Source organism: Quadrisphaera granulorum, from assembly GCF_003149145.1.
GTDB classification, from domain to species: Bacteria; Actinomycetota; Actinomycetes; order Actinomycetales; family Quadrisphaeraceae; genus Quadrisphaera; species Quadrisphaera granulorum.
Map to the genome: position 1 here is coordinate 1 of NZ_QGDQ01000019.1, position 17,158 is coordinate 17,158.

General features: G+C 71.2%; 23 protein-coding genes and 1 pseudogene. 7 read left to right on the top strand and 17 right to left on the bottom strand.

The features are described from left to right. Positions 1-59: 59 nt before the first annotated feature. The 5 genes from BXY45_RS14470 to BXY45_RS23865 form a co-directional block, all read right to left on the bottom strand. Positions 60-608: a GNAT family N-acetyltransferase gene (locus tag BXY45_RS14470; protein ID WP_170131532.1), complete on the bottom strand. Its 549-nt coding sequence runs from the start codon at positions 606-608 to the stop codon at positions 60-62. Between the two features lie 130 nt (positions 609-738). Continuing rightward, on the bottom strand, positions 739-1,227 hold the full coding sequence (locus tag BXY45_RS22935; RefSeq protein ID WP_146211218.1) for a hypothetical protein: 489 nt from the start codon (positions 1,225-1,227) through the stop codon (positions 739-741). Between the two features lie 165 nt (positions 1,228-1,392). After that, positions 1,393-1,926 (bottom strand): hypothetical protein, encoded by a 534-nt coding sequence (locus tag BXY45_RS14480; protein WP_109775233.1) that lies wholly within the window; start codon positions 1,924-1,926, stop codon positions 1,393-1,395. A 62-nt stretch (positions 1,927-1,988) separates the two neighbouring features. Further along, positions 1,989-2,435, bottom strand: a complete 447-nt coding sequence (locus BXY45_RS14485) for a nucleoside/nucleotide kinase family protein (protein ID WP_211319588.1) — start codon at positions 2,433-2,435, stop codon at positions 1,989-1,991. Positions 2,436-2,458: 23 nt separating this feature from the next. After that, on the bottom strand, positions 2,459-2,626 hold the full coding sequence (locus BXY45_RS23865) for a hypothetical protein (protein WP_211319589.1): 168 nt from the start codon (positions 2,624-2,626) through the stop codon (positions 2,459-2,461). Positions 2,627-2,934: 308 nt separating this feature from the next. Between BXY45_RS23865 and BXY45_RS14490 the strand changes: the two genes are divergently transcribed. From BXY45_RS14490 to BXY45_RS14500, 3 genes are all read left to right on the top strand, one after another. After that, complete coding sequence (locus BXY45_RS14490) at positions 2,935-3,708, top strand: 2-phosphosulfolactate phosphatase (protein ID WP_109775234.1); 774 nt, start codon at positions 2,935-2,937, stop codon at positions 3,706-3,708. Positions 3,709-4,029: 321 nt separating this feature from the next. After that, a complete protein-coding gene (locus tag BXY45_RS14495) occupies positions 4,030-4,653 on the top strand; it encodes a maleylpyruvate isomerase family mycothiol-dependent enzyme (protein ID WP_211319590.1) in 624 nt (207 codons plus the stop codon). A 153-nt stretch (positions 4,654-4,806) separates the two neighbouring features. Continuing rightward, positions 4,807-5,580 (top strand): ABC transporter permease, encoded by a 774-nt coding sequence (locus BXY45_RS14500; protein WP_211319591.1) that lies wholly within the window; start codon positions 4,807-4,809, stop codon positions 5,578-5,580. Positions 5,581-5,583: 3 nt separating this feature from the next. Here BXY45_RS14500 and BXY45_RS14505 read toward each other — a convergent pair whose 3' ends face one another. The 6 genes from BXY45_RS14505 to BXY45_RS14525 form a co-directional block, all read right to left on the bottom strand. Continuing rightward, the gene (locus tag BXY45_RS14505) at positions 5,584-6,204 is read right to left on the bottom strand and encodes a DedA family protein (RefSeq protein WP_218566927.1); all 621 of its coding nucleotides are present in this window, start codon (positions 6,202-6,204) and stop codon (positions 5,584-5,586) included. After that, positions 6,201-7,085 carry a COG4705 family protein gene (locus BXY45_RS14510; RefSeq protein ID WP_109775316.1) on the bottom strand — a complete coding sequence of 295 codons (885 nt, stop codon included), beginning with the start codon at positions 7,083-7,085 and terminating at the stop codon, positions 6,201-6,203. The genes BXY45_RS14505 and BXY45_RS14510 overlap by 4 nt, the downstream gene beginning before the upstream one ends. An 81-nt stretch (positions 7,086-7,166) precedes the next feature. Next, a complete protein-coding gene (locus BXY45_RS24575) occupies positions 7,167-7,289 on the bottom strand; it encodes a hypothetical protein (protein WP_281270601.1) in 123 nt (40 codons plus the stop codon). A gap of 171 nt (positions 7,290-7,460) precedes the next feature. Further along, the gene (locus BXY45_RS14515) at positions 7,461-8,333 is read right to left on the bottom strand and encodes a COG4705 family protein (protein WP_109775235.1); all 873 of its coding nucleotides are present in this window, start codon (positions 8,331-8,333) and stop codon (positions 7,461-7,463) included. An 87-nt stretch (positions 8,334-8,420) separates the two neighbouring features. Further along, positions 8,421-9,773: a sensor histidine kinase gene (locus BXY45_RS14520; RefSeq protein ID WP_109775236.1), complete on the bottom strand. Its 1,353-nt coding sequence runs from the start codon at positions 9,771-9,773 to the stop codon at positions 8,421-8,423. A 74-nt stretch (positions 9,774-9,847) separates the two neighbouring features. Further along, on the bottom strand, positions 9,848-10,546 hold the full coding sequence (locus BXY45_RS14525; protein WP_211319592.1) for a response regulator transcription factor: 699 nt from the start codon (positions 10,544-10,546) through the stop codon (positions 9,848-9,850). 133 nt (positions 10,547-10,679) lie between these two features. Here BXY45_RS14525 and BXY45_RS14530 point away from each other — a divergent pair, with 133 nt between their 5' ends. Next, on the top strand, positions 10,680-11,153 hold the full coding sequence (locus BXY45_RS14530) for a VOC family protein (RefSeq protein ID WP_109775237.1): 474 nt from the start codon (positions 10,680-10,682) through the stop codon (positions 11,151-11,153). Positions 11,154-11,322: 169 nt separating this feature from the next. On the opposite strand, the gene BXY45_RS14535 is transcribed toward BXY45_RS14530, so the two are convergent. After that, complete coding sequence (locus BXY45_RS14535) at positions 11,323-12,003, bottom strand: hypothetical protein (RefSeq protein ID WP_146211219.1); 681 nt, start codon at positions 12,001-12,003, stop codon at positions 11,323-11,325. Further along, positions 11,996-12,418, bottom strand: a complete 423-nt coding sequence (locus BXY45_RS14540) for a PadR family transcriptional regulator (RefSeq protein ID WP_109775239.1) — start codon at positions 12,416-12,418, stop codon at positions 11,996-11,998. Before BXY45_RS14540 ends, BXY45_RS14535 begins: the two co-directional genes overlap by 8 nt. Before the next feature lie 233 nt (positions 12,419-12,651). Here BXY45_RS14540 and BXY45_RS14545 point away from each other — a divergent pair, with 233 nt between their 5' ends. The 3 genes from BXY45_RS14545 to BXY45_RS14555 all read left to right on the top strand — a co-directional run bounded on the left by BXY45_RS14545 (position 12,652) and on the right by BXY45_RS14555 (position 13,998). Then, entirely contained in the window at positions 12,652-12,894 is a 243-nt protein-coding gene (locus BXY45_RS14545; RefSeq protein WP_109775240.1) for an AbrB/MazE/SpoVT family DNA-binding domain-containing protein, read from the top strand. Further along, entirely contained in the window at positions 12,891-13,271 is a 381-nt protein-coding gene (locus BXY45_RS14550; RefSeq protein ID WP_109775241.1) for a type II toxin-antitoxin system VapC family toxin, read from the top strand. Before BXY45_RS14545 ends, BXY45_RS14550 begins: the two co-directional genes overlap by 4 nt. A gap of 307 nt (positions 13,272-13,578) precedes the next feature. Beyond that, positions 13,579-13,998 (top strand): hypothetical protein, encoded by a 420-nt coding sequence (locus BXY45_RS14555; RefSeq protein ID WP_109775242.1) that lies wholly within the window; start codon positions 13,579-13,581, stop codon positions 13,996-13,998. Between the two features lie 208 nt (positions 13,999-14,206). Here BXY45_RS14555 and BXY45_RS22940 read toward each other — a convergent pair whose 3' ends face one another. From BXY45_RS22940 to BXY45_RS24740, 4 genes and pseudogenes are all read right to left on the bottom strand, one after another. Beyond that, positions 14,207-14,605 carry a hypothetical protein gene (locus tag BXY45_RS22940; RefSeq protein ID WP_146211220.1) on the bottom strand — a complete coding sequence of 133 codons (399 nt, stop codon included), beginning with the start codon at positions 14,603-14,605 and terminating at the stop codon, positions 14,207-14,209. A gap of 218 nt (positions 14,606-14,823) precedes the next feature. After that, positions 14,824-15,834, bottom strand: coding sequence for a hypothetical protein (locus BXY45_RS14565; RefSeq protein ID WP_109775244.1), 1,011 nt, complete (start codon positions 15,832-15,834; stop codon positions 14,824-14,826). Then, entirely contained in the window at positions 15,831-16,424 is a 594-nt protein-coding gene (locus BXY45_RS14570) for a SigE family RNA polymerase sigma factor (RefSeq protein ID WP_109775318.1), read from the bottom strand. Before BXY45_RS14570 ends, BXY45_RS14565 begins: the two co-directional genes overlap by 4 nt. Positions 16,425-16,668: 244 nt before the next feature. Beyond that, positions 16,669-17,153: pseudogene (locus tag BXY45_RS24740) on the bottom strand (GNAT family N-acetyltransferase). Between the last annotated feature and the right edge of the window lie 5 nt (positions 17,154-17,158).

Here is a 17,158-nt window from a genome sequence, read left to right on the forward strand (position 1 = left end):
CAGAGCGTTAGCAACTCCATGATGTGGAGGGCCCCGTGCCCGCTCGCAACTCCAGCGGGTCACTCGCCAAGATCGCACCTACTGGCGGACGCTCTTAGTCCAGGAGGACCGCTGTGCTCCGCTGCTGCCCCGTGCCATTCGGCCCAGGCGAGCACGCGATGATCAGCGACGTCGACAACCTGCCCTGGGCTGCGCTGGCGAACGCCACCTCCGGCCGCGGCGAGGAATCCCATGGCCGCAGCGTTCGACGGGCGCAGCTTGCTCACGAGGGGCAGCGTCTCGGGCCGCACCTCGCGCAGGCCGTCCAGGAGCCGTCGCCCGACCCCCTGACGGCGCCAGGCGCGGTGGACGTCGATGGCGCAGGAGTACTGGCCCGGGTGGACCCAGTTCCGCGCCACGGTCGCCGCCCCCACGACCTTCCCCTCCCGGTCCCCTCTGACGGCGACCAGCGTGCGGCGCCACCGCTCGCCCTCGCGCGGTGGCCCGTGCAGCGCGTGGCACTGAGCGACCCACAGGGGGTCGGCGTCGGGGTCAAGCAGGCCTGCAACGACGGGAGCATCAGCGGGTTCCCAGGCGCGCAGCCACAGCGCTCCGTCCTCGGCTCCCACCCGGAGATCCTCTCCCTGGTGAGGGATACGAGGCCAGCCAGGGAACACCGTGGCAGGGGTGTGACAGCCGTTTAGGAGGTTGCGGTGAGCGGTCCTTCGTCGGCACACCTGTAGATGAGGCCTGGAACCGTTACGGCAGCAGGCGGACGACGCGCTCCCGCAGGTCGGTCAAGTCCTCCAGGTGCAACGTCATGGCCGTATCAGCGAGCCCGACCTCGGGCCATGAGACACGAAGGTCGATCTGCCCGTCTCGAGGAAGCTCTCCTATCCAGTAGTGAGGTTCTGCGGTGAAAACCTCCTCTCCTCCTGAAGAGCTCCCCCCGCTGGCCTCTGCCACCCCGTTGTGATCGTTAACTCGCACTTCGACACGAAGCGCCGAACCTTGTAACTCACTGGCGTGCACCCCAGCTCGGTCACGCCCGAAGGTCTGGCGAACAGCGGCCTCTGCGTGGACGCCACGCGCCCGGATGACGACCGGCAGCAGCAGTCCCTCCGGATAGGCCCACACGCATCGCAGCCCAGCTGCGACGTCGCCATCGCTGGCAAGCACGACCGGTCCGTGCGCCACGGCCCCCAGGTCCTCGGGAGGAACAGCCGGTGGCCAGCGCCAGGTGGTCATGGGCTGGATGGTCTCGACAACTCATCGTGGCCAGCAAGACTCAGGCTCCCGCGGAACGACGACCTGTCCGGAAGCGGATGGTCAGCGCGACGCTGACCCAGCATCGATCGTCAGTGGACCGTTGAGGAGTTGTCCGGGCGCCCTCGGTGATGGCGCTACCGGCGTTCACCGCGTGAAGTGCTCGAGCACCTCCTGCGCGAGCACGTGCGGTTGAAGGTCATCGGTCTGGACCACCAGCTCATCGAGATCTGCTGCTCTGAGGCGCTGGGCCAGCGTCTCGTGCCGCGCCAGGTGCCACTGCAGAGCCGCGTGCTGGGCTGAGGTGTACCGGCGCCGCAGTCGCGCCTCACGCACACCCGGGTCCGCCTCCAAGCGCACCGAGCGCACCGCGAGCCCCGTGGCCCGTTCGTACCGAGCACGGTCCTCAGCCGTCTCAATGACCCCGGCCAGCACGAGCTGACGGGGACCGCCGCGCTGGTAGGCGGCCCACACAGCGGCGATGTTCTCGGCCTCGACCACCACGTTGCTCGGGTCGTGCGGCGCCGGTGGCCAGCTGCGGTGGAACCAGTCGACGTCCATCAAGGCGAACGGCGTGCCGGCTGCCGCGAGCTGATCACCCAGGTGCTCCAGCAGCGTGCTCTTGCCGATCCCGTAGCTGCCGTTCAGGAAGATCGCGTGAGCCGGGCGCACCTCGGTCACGCTAGTGAGCGTCGTGTCGGGACGTCGCTGGTGGTCAGCGTGTCGCCGGTCGCACAGCGACGCTACGAAGCGATGACCACTTCGATGGACGGGTCGTGGGTGAGCTGCGACGTGCCGTTCAGCACGATGGTCGCGCGTTGCCACGGCTGCTCAGCCAGCAAGAAGGGCAACTCCTCTTGCAGCCAGGAGGCGATGTGGTCCCTGATGGCCGGGGAGTCCCCGTCGCGCTCGACCAGGCGCCGCTCCTGGACGTCGAGATCGCCCTGCACGTAGATCGAGGCATCGATCCAGGGGGCGAGCTCGCGGCGAATCACGCCGGTCCCCTCGACCCACACCGCCTCCAGTCCAGCAGGGACGGTGATGGCGCCCTCCTTGCCGTTCGGTGCCCACGCCGGTGGCGTGAAGTGCACCGCCTCCCCGCGGTGGAGGGGCTCGAGGACCCCCTGGGCGAGCAGCCCACCCCAGTCGAAGTAGGCCTGGAACCAGGCGACGTCATCGGTGTGGACCACCGCCGAGGCCGGAACCGAAGAGGTCAGCCGCTCAGCGAGGGTCGACTTGCCGTGCCACCGCGCCCGTCGATGGCGACGATGCGCGGGCGACCGGAGATCTCCGGCGAAGCCGCGACGAGTCGTTGCACGAAGTCGGTCAGTGTGGTGACCTGCCAGCCGCCGACCTCGATCTCTCCGGGGTGCAGTCGCATGCTGCATTCGACCAGCAGGTCAGGAGCCCGACGAGTCTCCCCACGGGGGACGCTTGCGACCTGCACCGACACCGGCCGCTCATGCGGCGGGGCAAGCGCGTCTTGTCGCGGTGAGCGATCCCATCTGCAACGAGCGGCGGGCTCGTTCGTCGAGACGCCACGACGTGCCCGATGCGGACGGCCAGCGGTGGTCATCGCGACGTTCCCGCGTACGGCTGCCTGCCAGCTGGCCTGCCCGGAGCCCGAGCTGTCGGGGATCCATCGACGAACCCGCCTTGGCGAGCGCCAACAGCCTAGGTTGATCAGCCGTGGACCCCCGCCGGCTCCAGCAGGCACACCGCCAGGACAACCATCGGATCCGTCACGACTGGGGCCTACCGGGCGCCCACGCGATCAGCACCGGCGCTGACGTCGCCGTGGTGATCGACGTCCTGTCCTTCACCACGACCCTCAGCGTGGCCACCGACGCAGGAATCGAGGTCCTGCCCTACCGGTGGGCCGACGACGGCGCCACGAAGCTGGCCGCCGACCACCAGGCTGTCCTCGCGGTCGGGCGGCGCACCGCCCGCCCCGGACAGATCAGCCTGTCCGCGTCCACCGTGCGAGCAGCTGACCCACCACCGAAGCGATTGGTACTGCCCTCCCCCAACGGATCGATGATTGCTCACCACCTCGCGGACAGGGCAGGGGTCGTCATCGGTGCCTGTCTGCGCAACGCCACATCCGCAGCAGCCTGGATCAACGCCCACTACGACCATCAGACCGCATCTGTGGCGGTCATCTCCGCCGGGGAGCGGTGGCCCGACGGGTCCCTGCGCCCTGCGGTGGAGGACCTCTGGGGCGCCGGTGCCGTGCTCGACGCTCTGACCGACCTCGGGTGGCGAGACCTCTCACCCGAGGCTGTGGTGGCAGGTGGGGCCTTTCGAGCCGTCGCTGCCGAGGTGCCCCGCCAGCTCGCTGCTTGCGCAAGTGGACGTGAGCTGGGCGAAGCCGGCTTTGGCAACGACGTCGATGTTGCAGCTGAAGTAGACGAGGGCAGCACCGTGCCGGTCCACGACGGCCACGCCTTCATCGCCGGATGACCCAGCGCCATCAACACTCCGCCTGCCGCAGCCGACCAGCACCGGACGTCCGGTTGACGATCTCATCTACGACGGACGACGGCCTTGAGCGGCAGGGCGCCGCGACGCGCACCGACGCGGGCGGTCAGCGGTCCCATCTGCGACGACCACCGTCGGGGGGGGCGAAGCGCCCCCGGACGCGTCACCGGGTGCAGTGACCGGTCGTCGAGTGACGGAGGCGCGCCGGCCATGCATTGGCGACTCCCCGCAGCACGCCCCGGACCATCCGAGGAAGTGGCCCACGATCGCACTTCCGAGGAACCAGCCGCGGATGATGTCTCGATGACCGCGATGGAGCTGGCCCGCCAGGAGCGAGCCGACCTGCTCGAGCTCCTGTCCTCCTTGCCCCTCGAGCAGTGGGAGCAGCCGACCCTGTGCGACGGCTGGACCGTGCGCGACGTGGTCGCCCACGTCCTCAGCTACGACGACCTCACAGCCGGCCAGACCCTGCACCGCTTCATCTCCGGCCGCCTCAGCACCGCCCGCATCAACGCGACCGTCCTGGCCGAGTTCGACGGCACCAGCCCTGAGCAGCTGCTGCAACGGCTGTCCACCCACCTGCGACCAGCGGGACTGCCGGCTGGGATGGGCGGACGCATCGGACTGACCGACGCGCTCATCCACCACCAGGACATCCGCCGCCCTCTGGGACTGCACCGCTCGATCGCGCACGAGCGGCTGCGGGTCGCGCTGCCGACGGCGATCTTCGCCCCCGTGGTCCAGGGCATCCGTCGCGTTTACGACGTGCGCCTGGTCGCCACCGACATGGAGTGGCAGTTCGGGCGGGGCCCGGAGCTGAAGGGGACCGCCGAGGCGCTGCTGATGACGGTCGCCGGGCGCACGGCGACTCTGGACGAGCTGGAAGGGTCCGGCAAGTCCCGGATCCTTGATCGGGTGTCCGGGTAGCGATGGTTAGCGAGACGCTGACGGGCAGCGATCCCATTTGCGACAGTTGGCAGCCTCGAGCGCCGATGCTCTGCGCCCTCCACCGGGGCGGCCGTCAGCGGTCGCTTCAGGGCATGCTTCGCCGAGTCACTCCACGCTGGGACATGCTGGGCCGTGACCGCTGACCAGCTGCTGCGCCTGCTGCTGGGCGTGGCGGCGCTGCTCGCCGTGGCACTGGTGGTGCTGCGCGTCGCGGGCGTGGCCGTGGGCCCCCGCGGAACGGCACCGCTGACGGCCGTGCTGCGCGGCGGGCTGCAGCTGGCCGCCATCGGCCTGGTGCTGCGCGGCGTGCTCGACCACGTGCCCGCCCTGGCCGCCGCCGTGCTCGCGGTGATGCTCACCACCGCGGTGTGGACCGCCTCGCACCGCCTCGCCCCGCTGCAGGGCCTGCGCGCGGCGCGGCGCGCCGTGGCGGTGGCGTGCGCGGCCGGCGCCGTCGTCGTCCTGGGGGTGGCCTTCTCCCTCGGGGTGCTGCCGTTCTCGGCGCGCTACGTCGTCGCGCTCGGCGGCATCGTGCTGGGCGGCACCATGACCTCCGCCACCCTCGCCGGGCGCCACCTGCTGGCGGGCCTGCTGGCCCGCCGCGAGGAGGTGGAGGGGTGGCTGGCCCTCGGCGCGCCACCGCGGCGGGCGGTGCTCGACGTGGCCCGCGCGGCGGTGCGCGAGTCGCTCGTGCCGGTGCTGGACCAGACCCGCACCACCGGTCTAGTGACGCTGCCGGGCGCGTTCATCGGCGCGCTGCTCGGCGGGGCCAGCCCGGTGCAGGCGGCGCGGTTCCAGCTCATCGTGCTGGCCGGGCTGATCTGCGCCGGCAGCGTGGTGGCCGTGCTGGTCACCACGCTGCTCGGGGCCCCGAAGGTGCTGCCCGCGCCTCCCGAGCAGCGCTGAGGATCAGAACCGGCCGGCCTCCCGGCGGGCCTTGACCAGCTCCACCGCCACCGGGATGAGCGAGACCACCACGACGACGGCGATGATCGGCAGCAGGTAGGCGACGATGCCGGGGATGCGCGTGCCCAGCACGTACCCGGCCAGCGCCACGCCCAGGCTCCACATGAGCCCGCCGACCACCTGCCACAGCGCGAAGCGCCCCGCGGGCACCCCGACCGTGCCGGCGAGCGGGTTCATGAGCGTGCGGACCACGGGGATGAAGCGGGCCAGGACGACGGCGCGGCCATGCCCGTAGCGGTCCAGCACCTGCTGGGCGCGGCGCACCCCGGCCTGCAGCTTGGGACGGTCGGGGCGGTCCAGCAGCGCCGGGCCCACGCGGCGACCGATGAGGTAGCCGACCTGAGCCCCGAGCAGGGCTCCGGCCGCACCGGCGAGGAGCACCTGGGCCAGCGGCAGGTGGGCGGCGCTGGTGGCCGAGGTCGCCGCGAGCAGCCCGGCGGTGAAGAGCAGCGAGTCGCCGGGCAGGAAGAAGCCGATGAGCAGGCCGGTCTCGGCGAAGAGGATGACGAAGAGCCCCACCGCCCCGAAGGAGGAGAGCAGGTGCTGCGGGTCGAGCAGGCTCACGCCGCGCCCTCCTCCGCCGGGACGCGCTCACCGCGCTGGACGTCGGCGCGCTGGACGTCGGCGCGCTGGACGTCGGCGCGCGTGACGGCCAGCACCCCCACGAGCGCGGCGATCGCCACCAGCGCCGCGAGCGTCACGGGGCCGTCGCCCAGACCGACGCCGCCACCGACGTGCGCGGGCTTGCCGAGCCAGTCCGCGAAGGAGGCGCCGAAGGGGCGGGTGAGCACGTACGCGCTCCAGAACGCCGCCACCGGGCTCAGCCCCAGGCGCCACGCCACCAGCGGCACGACCATCGCCGCGCCGAAGAGGAGCCCGGACGGCAGGAAGCCCCAGCCCAGCGCTAGCCCGGTGAGGTCACCGGCGGCGGTGCCGAGGGCGAAGGTCGCCAGCACGGTGGCCCAGTAGAAGAGCTCGCGCCGGGTGGAGTCGACGTCGTGGATCGACAGCGTGCCCTCCACCCTCCACCAGGCGGTGAACAGGACGGCGACGACGACGGCCCACGCCGCGGTGGTGACCGCGTAGGACAGGCCCGTGACCACGTGGGTGATGTCGGCGGTCATGGTGCCGAACACCGCGACGGCGCTCACGGCCGTCCAGTAGCGGACCGCGGAGTACTCCCGCGCGCGCAACTGCCAGGCCAGCGCACCCACTAGCGAGCCGACGCCGACCAGGCCGCCGAGCACGAGGCTGGTCTCCCCGAGGTAGTCCGAGGCCGCCTCTCCCATGCCCGTGGTGAGCACCTTCACCAGCCAGAACACCGCGGTGATCTCAGGCACCTTGGCGGCGCGGGCGGTGGTCCAGGCGATCGGCAAGCCTCGGGTGCGGGCACGGGGCCTGTGGGCGGGTGGGATGGCGCCCGTGGAGGCGGCGGTCGGTGGCATGGGCATGCGGTGTCTCCGTTGGTCGAAGAGTGTCAGGGCCGTCGATGGGGCGGGCTGGGCGAGGCTGAGGTCCCTTGCACGTCAGCGTTGAAGCAGCGCGAAGGCGACGGTCACGAGGAAGCCAGCCGTCACCGTCAGCTGCAGGTACGTGGTGCGCCGCCGGAAGCGGCGGGCGTCCAGCCTCGAGGACCTGGTGATCGGCATGGTCACAGCGTGCGGCGCCGGACCTGTGCGTCGCCTTTACGGCCGACCACGACGGCCACCACCGCGCTACCTCCGGAGTCGGCACGCTCGTGGCGCGTGGGCGTCCTGCACGCGCACGTGCAGGATGCCCGCGTCAGGGACCTGGAGGTCCGCCCAGTCCGGGGCTGTGGGTCAGTGCCGGACCTTCGGCTCGCTCAGGGACTCCGCAGGGGTCTGGTCACGCTTGGTCACCGTGAGGTAGGTGACGCAGGCCAGGATCACGCCGAGGAACACCACGCTGGTCCAGGTGGTGCCGAGCCCCAGCCCGCCGTCGGTGTGGGCCTGGCTGAAGCCGTCACCCAGGGAAGCGCCCAGGGGTCGGGTCAGCACGTAGGCCACCCAGAAGCACGCCACCGCGTTGGCGCCCAGGCCGTAGCGGGTGGCGGCCACGGCGGCGATGACCACCGCGACCAGCAGCGCCGTGGGCCAGTAGCCCAGCCCGACCTGCTCACTCAGCAGGTCACCGGCGGCGGTGCCCAAAGCGAAGGTGAGCAGGACCGCCAGCCAGTAGAAGAGCTCGCGCGGCAGGGAGGTCACCGCGTGGATCGACAGGGTGCGCTCTTTGGCGAACCAGATCGCGAAGGTCGCTGCCAGGGCGACGGCGAAGACGGTGGTGCTCACGACCAGCGGCACGCCGGCGGCGTCGGTGAGGCAGTCGGTCAGCAGCGTGCCGACGACGCTGACCAGCACCACGGTGAGCCAGTACAGCGGCGCCCGGTACCTGTCGGCGCGCAGCTGGGCGACCAGGACCACGACGAGCACCGCGGTCATCAGCACGCTGGTGCCTCCGAGGCCGAGGCCGAGGGTTCCGTCGAGGTAGTCCGCGAAGGTCTCCCCGACCGTGGTGGCCAGGACCTTGATGACCCAGAACCAGGCGGTGACCTCGGGGACCTTGTTGAGCACGGTGCGGGCCCGCGAAAGCCCGTCACCGCGGACGGCGGCTGCGGGAGCGCTGACGTGTGGCGAGGTGGCCGAGGACCGAGAGGAGGGTGTGGACGTCGACATGCTGTGAGGGTGACGGCGCCGGTCTGTACGCCGCCTTTACGCCCCCTCTGCCGCGTCATCCACGTCGACGCTGCTTGCGGGACTGGCTCACGCCGCGGGAAGCAGCAGGTGCAGCACACCCCCGCCGTCTGCGCCGGCTGCTTGCGGGAGGAGGTCGCCACCGGCGGTGCGCGCCAGTCGGGCTGCCAGCGGCAAGCCCAGACCGGAGCCGCGGTGCTGCTCACCGGGGTCCGCTCGGAAGCCAGGTTCGAGCACGCGGGCGATCAGGTCGGCGGGGATGCCGGGTCCGTCATCGGCGATGGTGATGCGTACCTGCGCCTGGTCACGATGTGCCGTGACCAGGACGATGGAGCGGGCGTAGCGGTAGGCGTTGTCGACCAACGGTGACAGGGCCCGCTCCAGGACCGCCGCCTCGACTCCCACGGCGAGGGTCTGGTCGACATCCGCGCGCAAGGCCACAGCGTTGACATCTTCTGTTCGTCCGGGTGCATCGGCTGCTCGGCGCGCGGCGAGTACGCGCTCAACGGCCGGGGCCACCTCACATCGCCCCGGGGCCGCCGTCGCTGACCGCGCCGAGGCCAACAGCCCCTCCACGACCCCTTCAGCCCGCCGCAGCGCCGTGTCGAGCTCGGCCAGCGACTCCTGGCGCTGCGCGTCGCTGCGTGCAGGCTTTCGTACCCAGTCCAGCTCGGCCCGCATCCCCGCCAGCGGTGTGCGCAGCTCGTGAGACAACTCGGCGGTGAGCACCTGCTCGTGGCGCAGCGCCGCGGCGATGCGGTCCAGCAGCGCGTCCAGCGTGCCAGCCAGAGACGCCAGCTCGGTGGGCCGCGGCCCCTCACCCAGGCGCTGGGTGGGGTCGCTGGTGCTCCAGGCGTCCACCTGCCGGCTCATCGCCGCCACCGGCATCAACGCGCGCGCGACCGCGGCCCGCAGCACCAGGTGGACACCCACGACCAGCAGCAGCGCCAGCACGGTCACGGCGACCAGCGTCAGCTCGCGCAGCTGCTGGTAGGGCACCAGGGACGCCGCGGTGACCACAGCGGCGACGGGCTGACCGCTCTGGTCATGAACGGGCAGCCCGAGCAACCGGGTCGGGGCGTCGGCGTCGACGGTGTCCACCAGCTCACCGTCCGCACCCAGGACCCGTGCTGCCAGCTCGGCCACGCGAGGAGGTGCCGCACCAGCTCCGGCGGGCCCCTCAACCAAGGCGCCATCGGCGGCGATCACCCAGGTGTCGGTGTCCAGCGCCTGGTCATCGGGTCCCTCCAGCACGGTGACGGACCCGTCCGCGCGCACCTGAGCGGTGGCGGTGACCGCCTGCGCGCGAGCTCGCAGGGAGTCGTCGGCGGCGCGGTCCAGGGCCACCCCCACCACGACGACGGCGAGCGCGGCGAGCACAGCCATCCACGCCGCGACCACGACCGTGGCCGACCAAGCCACCGAGCTGCGCAGGCTTCTGGCGCGCCACCACCGCCTGACCGCGCCCTGTCGCGCTGGTGCGTGCGCCTGTGCCTTCATTCGAAGCGGTACCCGACGCCATGGACCGTATGGATCGCACTGGTGCCAGCGGAGGCGGCCTCGACCTTGCGGCGGATGCGGGAGATGTACTGGTCGAGCACGTTGTCGGTGACCATCGCGCCGGCAGACCACCCGGCCACCGCCAGCGCCCTGCGGCGCAGCGCCTGTCCGGGGGCGTTCATCAGCGGCGCCAGCACCCGGTACTCCGTGGGGGTCAGGGACTGGTCCTGCCCGCCCGGGGAAGCCAGCAGGCGCAGGTTCACCGGGTCCAGGCGAACTGCGGTGACCTCCCGCGGCGGTGTACTGCCAGCGCGGCGCACCAGCGCGCCGGTGCGCACGAGCAGCTCACGGGTGTCGAAGGGTTTGGGCAGGTAGTCGTCCCCGCCTGCGGTAAAACCCGAGAGGCGGTCGTCGACCTGCCCGCGTGCGGTGAGGAACAGGACCGGGGTGGTGATGCCGCGGGCACGGACGGCTGCGCACACGTCGCGTCCGTCGGCGTCGGGCAGCCCGATGTCCAGAATGACAGCCGAAAAGTCGCAGTCCGGTCCAGGACCAACAACCTCCAGGGCCTCCAGACCGGTACCGACAGCAGTCACCTCGGCGTGCACCTCTTGCAGGGCGCGGCTGATGGCCCGGCGCAGCAGGGCGTCGTCCTCGACGAGGAGCACCGCAGCGCCCTCAGTGCCGATGCTCACCGGACCTCCCCGCCGTCGCCATGCCCTCCAGCGCCGCCCATTGTGACCGCGGCCATCTGCCGGCCCGGCGACGACGTCAGACGGCGGGCGCGACGCAGGTCCTTCGGTGGTTCGGTGAGCGATCCCTTGTGAGATGTTGCGCGCCGGCAAGCAGGGCACCGAGGAGCACACTCGCTCGGTGATCGGTCACCTGGAGAAGACGGTCCTCGACTGTCCAGACCCCCGGGCTCTAGCAACGTTCTACTGCGAAGTGCTCGGCATGCAGGTGAACCAGGATCTCGGCGACTGGACGGTGATCGGCCGAGGTCCCGACCGACGCGACTTGGCCTTCCAGCGCGTGCACGACTACTCACCGCCCACCTGGCCGCAAACTGGCCAGCCGCAGCAGATGCACCTAGACATCCGCGTTCAGGACCCCGACCGGGCCGAGGCCGAGCTCTTGCGCTTGGGGGCTCGCCGTCGACCGACCGCCGCCGAGGCGGTTCACGGCAGCTTCCGCACCTTCGTGGACCCGGCCGGACACCCCTTCTGCATTGTCTTCGGAAGACCACCGCGGGGGCTGAGCGCAGAGGGCCAGACGCTGGCCCCTACCAGCCCGTCAGCCTGAGCCTCACTCACCAGATGGGCATCCGGTCCGCGACGAGCGGTGGCCCAGGCGCCGGGGGGGGGCGCAAAACACGGCCAGGCGGGCATCAGCGGTCGCTGGGTGGACGTCGGTGACGGCAGCAGGGCGATGACGCCGTGTCAGCGATACCGCCTGCGCCCGTCAGCGCCCGTCAGCTGGCCAGTGGGTGCTCCGGCTCGCGCCGCTCCGCGCGGCGCAGCCCTACCCACCGCGCGCCCACCAAGGCGAGCACCAGCGGCACGAGCACGACCATCACCTGCGCGGCCACGCTGTGCGTGCTGATCGAGGCGGTCGTGGTCAGCACCACCACGTTGCCCACGGCCCCAACCGCGGCGGCGGCGCTCACCGTCGCCCGCGCCGCTCGCGCGGTCTCCCGCGCCGCGAGGCGACCGCGCAGCAGCACCGCCAGCAGGGCGAGCACCACCAAGACACCCATCGTCGCGATGCCCACCAAGGCGACCAGCGGGCCCAGCACCGGCGCGCGAAACGGAAGGTCGAACAGCGCGACGAACAACGGGAAGACCACCTCGAAGAAGAACAGGTAGCTGGCCACGACGGCTACCGGCGCGCCGACCACGCCGAGCAGCACCATGCGAGTGATGTCACGTGGGGCCCGGGCGTAGCCGCCTTCTTCCACGGTGCGGCGTACGAACGCCTCGACATCACCACCGATCAGCGCGCGCGGGTCGCGGCCGTCAGCGTCAGCGGCGAGCAGGTCGGCTCTGACCTCTGCCAGGACCGTGTCGCGGTCGGCCCGGCGCACCCGGTGCCGGCGCAGCTCGCGGTCGATCTCTCGCAGCAGGTCATCGGCAGTGCGGGGCGGCTCAGGCATCGACACGGTTGTGGACCTTTGGGGCGGGCAGAGCGGACGGGAGGAGCGGGGCGGGCGTGGTCGGTGCGGTGGGCAGGGCCCCCGCTGCCGTCAACAGGTAGGTGATGGTGGCGGTGGTGCTGCTCCACTGCTGGACCCAGGTCGCAAGGGCTGAGCGGCCCTGGGCGGTGAGGTGGAAGACCTTGCGGGGTGGTCCGCTGGCGCTGGGCTCGGGTTGTTCGCTGACCAGGCCCTGGCGGCGCAGCCGGGTCATCAGCGGGTAGACGGTGCCGTAGCTGATGTCGGGCAGGCCGTGGCGCTCGAGCTGGACTACGAGGTCGTAGGCGTGGGTTGGGGTGTGGTCCAGCAGGGCGAGCAAGCAGGTGTCCAAGGATCCCCGCAGCAGCTGCGTGCGGCGATCGGCGTCCGCTGTCATGCAACGCACAGTACTGTCACGTAGTGGGTGTCGCCTAGTACCGCGTTGCCGAACTTCGGATCCCGTGATCAGTCGAGATTGCTGCGGCACTTGGCGGAGCTGAGCGATGACCTGACGGATGACCTGCACCGAAGAGCACCGCAATTCGCGGCGGCCTGGCGCTGGCCGGATGAGGATGGTCAGCGAGACGTAATCTGATGACACGACAAGGCGGATCGTGCCACTATGAGCGCATGGATGCCACGCTTGTGCTCGGCCAGCAGGGCCGGCTCGTCATCCCCGCCGAGGTCCGCTCCGCCCTCGGACTCAGCGCCGGTGACCGACTGCACCTGCACCTGACCGGGCGCCGCCTGGTCCTGGAGAGCTCCCAGGACGCAGCCGCGGAACTGCGCGGTCTCGCCGCCTCAGTACCGGCCTCCCGCTCTCTGGTCGATGAGCTCCTGGCTGAGCGCCGCCGAGCCGCCATCGACGAATGACGGTCCTGGACGCCTCGGCGATCCTCGCCCTCGTCCACGACGAGTCCGGCGCTGACGTCGTCGCCGCAGCCCTGCCCGGGTCTGTGCTGGGAACGGCCAACCTCGCCGAGGTCATCGGCAAACTGATCGACGAGGACGTCGACCCTTCGCGCCTGCGCCAGCTCCTGGCGGCCGCCGGCGTGAGGATCGAGCCGGTGACCGAAGCCGACGCCGAGCTCGCTGGGGCCCTGCGTGGACTGCCCGGTGGCCGGCAGCTCTCCCTCGGTGACCGCTGCTGCCTCGCGCTGGCCGTGCGCAGCGACCCAGCGTCTGTCCTCACAGCCGACCACGCCTGGGCCAAGCTCGACCTGCCGGTCGAGGTCCGACTGCTCCGCTAGTTGATGGTGGCGAGCCTCTCGGGCGGGAGGTCACAGCCGAGCGAGTGAGGCTTCGCGAGGGCCATCGTCGACGGCCGACGACGCGCTCACCCTGAACGGGCAACGGCTCTCACCTCAGCCTGACAGGGAGGGTTGCGCTGACGGAGTAGCCGGGAGTCAATCCTTCACCGTCTTCCAGGAGCGTGCAGCTGAGGATCCAATCAGCGACGACCAGCGCCGTCGGCCGGTGAGGCGACCCGGCGGCTTCACAGCGTCCGGTGAGCGGTCCTCGGTGAGACGGCTCGGACAGGTTGGCTAGCGTCCGGGCATGGACGTCGAGCGGACCCGCTTGGTCGAGGCCTACTGGCGGAACAACCGGCGCCTCACCGCCCGTACAGACGCCCCCGGGTCCCAGCCTGCTTCGTCGGCGGACAACACCGCCGACGAGGACGCCGACTTTTGGGCTGTCGAAGCCGTCGACGAGGCATCTCAGAGGTGGAGCGCCGCCGATGTCGTCGACCTGCTGGAGGACCTGCTCTCAGCCGACGACGCAGACCCCATCTACGTCGGCGCTGGCCCCCTCGAGGAGCTGCTCCATGAACGCCCCGAGGTGAGTTCCGTCGTCGCCGAGCGGTGTCGACGTTCGGACCTCGCTGAAAGGTGGCACGCCGCCCTGTCGACAGTCATATGGGACGAGCGGCATCTCCAAGAACTCGCACCGCTACGGCCCTGGCTGCCTTTGCCCTAACCCTGCCCTCCACGAGGAACGGGCGAAGGCGCCGCGAGTTGGGACGGCTCCGGGCCGCCGGGGCGTCCGGGTGGCGGTCGCTATGCGGGCGCGTCTGTGGCGCGGGGCGGCGGAGCCTCCACAGGTGAGCCTCGCCAGGGGACGTGGACGGAACGGCAGGCGTTGGCGAGTGTCCTTCGCTCATAGCTGTTGCGGGCGTCTTCTCAGCTCATGGCACCACTCCGCCGGCAGCACCGCGGGCATTGGTTGCTGAGACGGGATAGACCCCGCGCCCTTCCATGCACGCCGGCGAGGCCGCCCGCCACCGATCTTCACGCTGTTGGTCCACGCCCCCGCCGGCTCCGCCGAACACCGTGTCCCCCACGCGAATGGTCACACCGTTAGGCGTGAGTACTCCTCGCCCGTCCGCAGTCACGGTGGAGCCGTGGTCGACCACCAGAACCCAGGTGCCCTGGCTGTTGGCGTACCCCCAGCACGCTGTACCGATGCGAACGATCTGACCGCTGATCGCGACCGCGGGCACCGAACCACGATTCTCCGACCCGACCAGGACGGCGGCGCCATCCGCGAGCTGGAGGGCGTCCGGCACCTGCGGCTGCTCCTTCACGGAGGGCGCACCCCCGGATGGGTCCTGCCACGAGGTCGCCGGTGTGGACGTGTGCGCACCGAGGCTTTCCTGGGCGGGCGACACAGCGCCGACAGCGGAGGGATCGGTGGCTCCGCACGCGGTGGTCAGCGAGAGCGCGGCTGCTGTCGCGGCGGTGGCCAGGTATCGCGGTCGCATGGTGGCCGTCCTGATCAGGCCTCGGGGGTCGGTGTGTGACGTCACGGCGCGGAGGTGCTCTGCCCAGCGCCACCGGGCACGAAGGTGATGGTCAGGGGGACTGAACGTCCAAGCTGGGCGTTGACGGCCTGCTGCATGCGCTGCGCGGTCTCAGAGTCGGCGCGGAGTCCTGTGGGACCAGGCAGATAACCGACGCGCAGGTGCGCGGTCGTGGCATCGAACTCCCCGGCTCGGTCGTCGGCGGGCTGGACGAGGTCGTCGAACGTCTCCAGCGCGGCTGCCTGGACGGTGAGGGCATCCGCTGCGCTGAGCGCGGCGCCGCCGCGCAGCTGTACCGGCTGCGCTAGTCGCTGCGCGGCCTGGATCAGCTGCTCAGGCACAGTGCCGGTCATGGCGATCCAGGCGGGCTGACCGTCGTAGGTGGCCCCGGATGAGGCGGAGTACTGCTGGGGGTAATCGGCTTCGACCTGTTCCACGAGGGCGCTGAAGGAGTCTTGGTAGCGGATGAGCTCCAGCAGTCGGTTGTAATCCTGGCCGGTGCTTTGCGCGATGCTGCGGGCCATCTGCTGGTCGTCGGCGGTGATCGCCGGTGGGCTGCCCTCGGGGATGGTCAGGATGGTCAGCGCCGGATCTGGCCACGTCGAGGTCCGGGAGTTGGGAAATGGCGCTGCGCCAGGTCGAGGTGTCGAGGCCGTCGTCGGGGCCGTTGTCGGGGTGAAGGTCTCCGGGGAGGGTTCCTGGCTGATCCCGGGCGCAGGGGCAGGCCGGACCACGAAGGAGTCCCGGGAATGCGAAGACAGTCCCGGGCTAGCGACGATGACGCCGACCACCGCAGCGGCTGCGGCCAGACCTGCCGCACTCCACAGCAGAGTCCGCTGGATGCGCCGGCGGGGACCATGGGCGGGACCGAGGCCCTTCAGTCGGTGCTGGGAGTGGTGACTCCGGACCAGGACGCTGGCGACGGGGTCACGATCTTGGGGTTCGACGTCGGCGGCAAGGCGCAGCAGGTCGGTGATGTCGACCTCCGGGCGGTCACCGCAGTTGGTGGTCATCGGTGGGCTCCCATCCAGGAGTTCAGATCGGTGGCTGGGGGCGGGTCGTCGATGCCGCGCGCAGGTGTAGTGGGGGTGCGGGCGCGCAAGGTCGCCAGTGCTCGGGAGGTGCGGCTTTTGACCGTGCCGATGGAGCATCCAAGCTCGGCGGCGGTCTGGGCTTCGGTCAGGTCCAGCCAGAACCGCAAGACCAGGACCAGGCGCTGGGCTGCGGGTAGAGAGTGCAGGAGTCGGCGGGCGTCGATGGCGGTGCCGACCTGGTCGGCGAACACAAGAGCAGGGGTCTGGTGGGGTTGGCCGCCAGCCTGAAGGAGGTCGGAAGGCTCAGTGGGTTGCTCTGCGAGCCAACGCCGGCGGCTCGCCTTGCTGGCCAGACGGGTCATGACCGTCCGGGTGTAGGCGGCGGGGTCGCCGTGGGGGTGCAGGCGTGGCCAGGCGCGCAGCGTGTGCACGAGCGCGGTCTGGGCGAGGTCCTCACCGTGGTGGTGGTCGGCGCTGAGTAGCGCGCCGAGCCGGACCAGGTGTGGGTAGGCAGAGACCACGAAGGCCTCGAACCCCTCGGGCGTCTCCGGGGGCCTGCTCTGGCGCACGTCCACACCTTCTAAGGGACCTGGACCCCACGAAAGGTTCCTTCCCCGGTGCTCACCGGGTCCTGCCCCGTGACGACAGCGACCGCCCTAGAAGCCCATGGGCCCGTGGGTCTCGTCCGAGCCGCTCTTGAACGACTCGAGCGCTCGGATGGGGATCCCATCTGCGACGGGCGGCGGCCTCGGGCGTCGACGCGTCGCGACATGGACCGAGGCGGGCGGTCAGCGGTCCCTGGGTGCAACAGGCTTAGAGCAAGGCGCTACGGCGCTCGAGCAGCACCACGTCTCGCCACTGCCCCACCATCGGGCCGTGGCTCATCCGCCCGAGCCGCTGGCGCACGCCGACGGTGCGGAAGCCGGCAGCGGCGTGCAGGGCCAGGCTGGCGGTGTTCTCGGGGAAGACGCCCGACTGGACCGTCCAGATGCCGGCGGCCTCGGTCGAGGCGATCAACGCGTCGAGGAGCGACCGGCCGACGCCCCGCCCGCGGGCGTCGGGGGCGACGTAGACGGAGTGCCCCCCACCCCGGCATAGACGCAGCGGTCCGAGACCGCCACGACGGCCGCCCACCCCAGCACCCGCCCCGCGGGGTCGACCGCGACGAGGCGGTGCTGGGGCGCCTTGGCGGAGTCGAAGTCCTCCCAGCTCGGCGGGGACGCCTCGAAGGTGGCATGGCCGGTGGCGATGCCGGAGGCGTAGATGTCGTGGACCGCCGGCCAGTCCTGTTCGGTCATCGGCA